Source organism: Stenotrophomonas sp. HMWF003 (assembly GCF_003061285.1).
Taxonomy (GTDB): domain Bacteria; phylum Pseudomonadota; class Gammaproteobacteria; order Xanthomonadales; family Xanthomonadaceae; genus Stenotrophomonas; species Stenotrophomonas maltophilia_AP.
Window position 1 is genome coordinate 739 of sequence record NZ_QAIW01000439.1, and the last position, 271, is coordinate 1,009.

The window sequence follows — 271 nt, forward strand, 5'->3', positions numbered from 1 at the left end:
GCGCCGCTTCCTGCTGGTGTCGGCGTTCCCGGAAGCCGGCCGCAACAAGGCGATGGGCGGGGGTTTCGAAAATTACATGACGGTCAAGAAGCGCGCGGATGTGTATCTGGCCGCGACCGATCTGGACTGGGTGATCCTGCGCCCGGGCACCTTGAACGATGCGGCGGGCACCGGACGCGTCACGGCAGGCCCGGCAATCGCGTATGGCGATGTCCCGCGCGCCGATGTCGCCGCCACGCTGGTCGCGCTGGTGGAGCACCCCGACGTGCGT

General features: G+C 68.6%; 1 protein-coding gene. It reads left to right on the plus strand.

The window, feature by feature from the left end:
* A partial coding sequence (locus DBR34_RS21930; RefSeq protein ID WP_219928348.1) for an NAD(P)-binding oxidoreductase occupies window positions 1-271 on the plus strand: 271 nt, incomplete at both ends.